Genomic DNA, 5379 nt, shown 5'->3' on the forward strand with positions numbered 1-5379 from the left:
GTCGCAGAGGGCGACGAGTTGCCGGCGGAGGGGGCGGGCTCGGTCGGCGAAGGTGCGTTGGGCTGCTGTGTACTCGGCCTTGCCGTCGGGGGTCTCGATGCGGACGGGGGAGTAGCCCAGGGCGGCCAGGTCGTACGGCGAGGCGCGCATGTGGAGGGTGCGGATGTCGCGGGCGAGTTCGAAGCACGACAGGACCAGTGTGCTCGGGGTGAACGGCATCAGCTTGCAGGCCCACTTGTACAGGTCCATGTTCGCGTGCAGGCAGCCGCCTTGTTCCAGCAACGGCTGGGACTCGCGGGTCGGCTGCAGGACGTTCAAAGGTCTCGCGGACGCGGTGAAGAACCGGAACGCGTCGAAGTGGGAGCAGCCGATCTTGTGCGACTCGACGACCTGATCGGTGCCTTCGGCCCCCAATCGCAGCGGCCAGGCGGCGTGCCGTACTTCGGGGGTCCGGTACACCATCGCCCACTCGTGCAGGCCGAAACACCCGAACTGCGGCTGCCGGTCCAGCGTGGAGGACAGCAAGGCGCGGATCCACTTGATGCTGTCCGTACGGCGTTCCACCTCGGCCGGGTCGAGCGAAGCGACCCCGTCGACGACGACGTACCCGCGGCGGCCTTCGTAAACGGCCCCGCCCTCCAGGCGTACCCCAGGCCCGGGATGCCAGATCCGCAACTGGTTCGGACGGGTGGGGTAATAGGTGAAGAGGAAATCCTCGACGGGATGTGGTTCCCGGTGCTTTCGCCGTTCCAGGTGACCCGCGAGCAGTACGTCGACCCGCCGAGTATGAGCCTCGGCGTACGACGTCCACTCGGCAAGCGTCAGCGTGGTCATAGGTCGAGGGCGAAGGCGTACAGGTCGACGCCTGGGATGGGGGCCCAGTCACGCTCCGGGAGACGCGTGAAGCCGAGGCGTTCGTACAGGCGGTGGGCCGTGGTCATGTAGCTGGCGCTGCACATCACGATCCGCCGCTGCCCGAGCTCACGGGTGCGGTCGATGCACCGCTGGGTGAGCGCCGTACCGACTCCCAGACCTCGCGCCCGGCCGGCGACGCCGAGCATGCGGAACTCGCCCTCGTCGTCCCGGCCGATCTCGCGGTACACGGACCCGACGGGGCAGTAGGTAACCGTCCCCAGCAGGCCATCGCCCGAAGCCGCCACCCACAGCTCCGCCTTGGCGGCACGATCCGCGGCCGCACGCAGCGTCATCGCGTACTCACCGCGCACGAAACCGTCGTGCGAATACGCCTCCACGGTCAGCTCACCGACCGCGTCGTACTCCGAAGAGTCAGCCAACCGGATCTTCATAGTCACCGGAATACTGTCTCATTCCGCCCAACGGTAGAGTCACGACGTGCGTATCGCCAGATTCTCCGTGGACGACGAGCCGAAGTACGGCGTCGTCGAGACCGACGACCCCGAGGGGCTCGTCGGCACTGTCAACGTTCTCGACTCGGACCCGCTCTACCGGTCGGCCCAGTTCACCGGGGAGAAGCTGCAACTCGCGGACGTCCGGCTGCTGGCGCCGGTGATCCCGCGCAGCAAGGTGGTCTGCGTCGGGCGGAACTACGCGGCCCACGCCGCCGAGCTCGGCAACGACGTACCGAAGGAGCCGCTGATCTTCCTGAAGCCGAACACCAGCGTGATCGGCCCGCGGGACGGCATCGTGTACCCCGAGCAGACCAACGACCTGCACTTCGAGGGCGAGCTGGCGATCGTGATCGGCCGGATCGTCCGGGACCTGCCCAAGGAGCGGGTCAACGAGGCGATCTTCGGCTACACGATCGCGAACGACGTGACCGCCCGCGACCTGCAGAAGTCCGACGGGCAGTGGGCCCGGGCGAAGGGGTTCGACACGTTCTGCCCGCTCGGCCCGTGGATCAGCACCGAGCTCGACGTGGCCGACCTGCGGGTCAGCACCGAACTGAACGGCGAGCCCAAGCAGGACGGGCGGACCAGCCAGTTCATCTTCGACATCGCGGAGGTGCTGGCCTACATCACCTCCTTCACCACGCTGCTGCCCGGCGACGTGGTCCTCACCGGCACCCCGGCGGGGGTCGGCCCGATGCTGCCCGGCGACCAGGTCTCGGTCAGCATCGAAGGAATCGGAACTCTGACGAACAAGGTGATCGTGCGTGACTGACGACGTGCTGGGCGACCTCGAACCGACCGAGGTGCGGCTGCGCTTCGCCCCTTCCCCGACCGGCCTCCTGCATGTCGGGAACATCCGTACGGCGCTGTTCGCCTGGGCGTTCGCCCGGCACTTCGGTGGCAAGCTGGTGCTCCGGATCGAGGACACCGACACCGCCCGGAACACCCCCGAAGGGCTGCAGTACACGCTGGACTCGCTGCGCTGGCTGGGCATCGACTGGGACGAGGGCCCCGAGGTCGGCGGCGACTTCGGCCCGTACCGGCAGAGCGAGCGGATGGACATCTACACCGATGTCGTCGACAAGCTGCTCGCCGCGGGCAAGGCGTACCACTGCTACTGCTCGCAGGAGGAGCTGGACCAGCGTCGCGAGGCGGCCCGCACTGCCGGCCAGCACAGCGGGTACGACGGCCACTGCCGCACGCTGACGCCGGAGCAGGTCAAGGCGTACGTCGACGAGGGCCGCCGTCCGGTGGTCCGTTTGCGGATGCCGGACCGCCCGATCGTGTTCGACGACCTGGTCCGCGGCGAGATCACGTTCCTGCCGGAGAACCTGGGCGACTACGTCCTGGTCCGGGCGAACGGTTACCCGCTCTACCCGCTGGTGAACCCGGTCGACGACGCGCTGATGGAGATCACGCACGTCCTGCGCGGTGAGGACCTGCTGCCGTCGACGCCGCGGCAGATCGCGCTGTACGAGGCGCTCGCCGAGATCGGCGTCGGCACCGGCCGGACCCCGCGGTTCGGGCATCTGCCGTTCGTGATGGGCGAGGGCAACAAGAAGCTGTCCAAGCGCGACCCGAACTCCGGGCTCGGCGAGTACATGGCCCGCGGCTTCCTGCCCGAGGGCCTGCTGAACTACCTGGCCCTGCTCGGCTGGTCGATCGCCGAGGACCGCGACGTCTTCACGATGCAGGAGATGATCGCGGCGTTCGACATCCGCAAGGTGAACGCGAACGCGGCCCGTTTCGACCCGAAGAAGTGTGAGGCGATCAACGCGGCTCACATGCGGATGCTGCCGGCGGACGAGTTCGCGCGCCGGATGATCCCGTTCCTCGCGGAGGCGGGTGTTCTGCCGGCAGAGCCGACTGAGGAGCAGACCGCGGTGCTGAAGGCCGCGGTGCCGCTGGTGCAGGAGCGGATGAACACGCTGTCGGAGTCCGTGGACATGCTCGGGTTCCTGTTCGTCGACGACGCGAACTTCACCATCGACCCGGACGCCGCCGCGAAGGTGCTGACCGGTGACGCGGACACCGTTCTCGAGGCGTCGGCGAAGGCGCTGAAGGACGTCGAGTGGACGACCGAGGCGATCGAGGCGGCGCTGCGGGCGTCGTTGATCGAGGGGCTCGGGCTGAAGCCGAAGAACGCGTTCGGCCCGGTCCGGGTGGCGATCTCCGGGCGCCGGATCTCGCCGCCGCTGTTCGAGTCGCTGGAGCTGCTCGGCCGGGAGAAGTCCCTGCGCCGGCTGGAGCAGGCCCGCCGTACCCTGTCATGACCGGCATGAGCGGTACGCCGTACCAGCGGCTGCTGAAGAACGACGTCACGCCGCGCGTGTACGTCGTCCTCGGTACGCTGACGATCCTGGTCGGCTGGATGCTCGGCGGCGTGATCATCCTCGGCCTCCAGCAGGGGATCCGGAAGGACCCGCCGGGGACGCTGTCCTGGTTCGGGCTGCTGTCGACGAACCTGACGCTGATCATCCTGATCCCGCTGTCGATGCTGGTCGCGAGGCTGCTGAACAAGCAGACGCCCGGGTTGCTGTCGTCGGTGGTCGGCAAGCTCCGCTGGCGGCCGCTGGCGTGGTTCTCGCTGGTGGCGATCGCGCTCGAGCTGCTGGCCTTCGCGGTCGTCCAGTTCGGGAACGTGCCGCTCGCCACCGGTGAGCGGCACGGCGGGTCGGCGGCGCCGGACGTGGTCGCGGTCATCGTGGTCACGTTGCTGACGTCACCGATCCAGGCGGCGGGGGAGGAGTACTACTTCCGCGGCTACCTGCTGCAGGCGGTCGGGACGTACCTGCGCGGCTCGGTCGTGGCCGTGGTCGTCACCGGCATCCTGTTCACGCTCGCGCACGGGATCTGGCCCTGGCAGAGCCCCGCGCTGTTCGTGGACCGGCTCGCGTTCGGCCTGGTCGCCGGGTTCCTCGCGATCCGGACCGGCGGCCTCGAGGCCGGCATCGCGTCGCACGCGGCGAACAACGTCGTGACGTTCGTGTTCGCCGCGCTGACGAACAGCCTCGGCGCGAGCCTCGAGGTCAAGGACGCGCCCTGGCCGCTGGTGGTGGTCGACGTACTGAAGTTCGTGGCGTTCGGCGCGATCGCGGTCTGGATGACCGACCGGATGAAGCTGACGAAGGAGTCCGGGCTGCCGCCGGCGAGACTGCCGGTAGTGGCTCCGCGACGGGTGTGACGGGAGTGACAACCCGCCGACGGGGGCCCGTTTTGGTGTCCGGTCGCATGCTCGGGTAAGCTCTCCGAGCCGGGTTGGTGAGGGCGGAAACAAACTCTCTGACTTCAGTGAAAATGCCTTTGGGGTATGGGGTAATTGGCAGCCCGACTGATTCTGGTTCAGTTAGTCCAGGTTCGAGTCCTGGTACCCCAGCGGATTGGACCGCGCCGGATAAAATCGGTAAAGTTCAACCTCGTTGCCCGGACCGCAAGGTCCGGACGACAGCACCTCTGGCCCCGTTGTGTAGCGGCCTAGCACGCCGCCCTCTCAAGGCGGTAGCGCGGGTTCGAATCCCGTCGGGGCTACCAGAGAGCAAGGCCCCCGTCCTCACGGACGGGGGCCTTCGTCGTTCTCCGGCCACCTTCTGGACACCTTCAGGTCTAAGCGCTTAGAGTCTAAGCGGTTAGACCTCCCTGCGCGATTGGAAAGGGGATCGCTGTGCGGCGGAACCTCTTCGCTCTACCGGCCGCGGCGGTTGCCGCGGCCCTGCTCCTGGCCGGCTGCGGCGGCTCGTCCGGTTCGGGCGGCTCCGGCAGCTCCCAGACGGCCGACCCGGGCCCCGAGACCGGGACGATCACGTTCACCGGCACCGACAACGCCGAGACCTACCAGCCGGTGATCAAAGCCTTCGAGGCGAAGAACCCCGGGATCAAGGTCACCTACACGCAGATCCCGTTCGACCAGTTCAACGCCACCATGCAGCAGCGGCTGAGCGCGAAGGACGCCGGGATCGACGTCTACACGGTCGACGAGCCGCGGGTCTCGCAGCTCGCCGCGAAGGGGTTC

General features: G+C 68.1%; 6 protein-coding genes and 2 tRNA genes. 6 read left to right on the top strand and 2 right to left on the bottom strand.

Annotated elements, in window-relative coordinates:
• Together VFF46_RS12130 and VFF46_RS12135 are read right to left on the bottom strand one after the other, a co-directional pair.
• Nucleotides 1-834 (bottom strand): 3-methyladenine DNA glycosylase (locus VFF46_RS12130; RefSeq protein WP_325037191.1); only part of this gene is annotated, 834 nt, incomplete at its 3' end.
• Nucleotides 831-1307, bottom strand: a complete 477-nt coding sequence (locus tag VFF46_RS12135) for a GNAT family N-acetyltransferase (protein ID WP_325037194.1) — start codon at nt 1305-1307, stop codon at nt 831-833. The genes VFF46_RS12130 and VFF46_RS12135, both read right to left, overlap by 4 nt.
• A 46-nt stretch (nt 1308-1353) precedes the next feature.
• Between VFF46_RS12135 and VFF46_RS12140 the strand changes: the two genes are divergently transcribed.
• The 6 genes from VFF46_RS12140 to VFF46_RS12165 form a co-directional block, all read left to right on the top strand.
• Nucleotides 1354-2142, top strand: a complete 789-nt coding sequence (locus VFF46_RS12140; RefSeq protein WP_414673059.1) for a fumarylacetoacetate hydrolase family protein — start codon at nt 1354-1356, stop codon at nt 2140-2142.
• Nucleotides 2135-3643, top strand: coding sequence for a glutamate--tRNA ligase (gene gltX / locus VFF46_RS12145; protein ID WP_414673060.1), 1509 nt, complete (start codon nt 2135-2137; stop codon nt 3641-3643). The genes VFF46_RS12140 and gltX overlap by 8 nt, the downstream gene beginning before the upstream one ends.
• Entirely contained in the window at nt 3640-4554 is a 915-nt protein-coding gene (locus VFF46_RS12150) for a type II CAAX endopeptidase family protein (protein WP_325037192.1), read from the top strand. The genes gltX and VFF46_RS12150 overlap by 4 nt, the downstream gene beginning before the upstream one ends.
• Nucleotides 4555-4674: 120 nt before the next feature.
• A tRNA-Gln gene (locus tag VFF46_RS12155) sits at nt 4675-4746 on the top strand.
• A gap of 79 nt (nt 4747-4825) precedes the next feature.
• Nucleotides 4826-4901 (top strand) — tRNA-Glu (locus VFF46_RS12160).
• Nucleotides 4902-5031: 130 nt separating this feature from the next.
• On the top strand, nt 5032-5379 hold a 348-nt coding region (locus VFF46_RS12165; protein ID WP_325037193.1), incomplete at its 3' end, for an extracellular solute-binding protein.

It is taken from the genome of Kribbella sp. (genome assembly GCF_035655035.1).
Lineage (GTDB): Bacteria > Actinomycetota > Actinomycetes > Propionibacteriales > Kribbellaceae > Kribbella.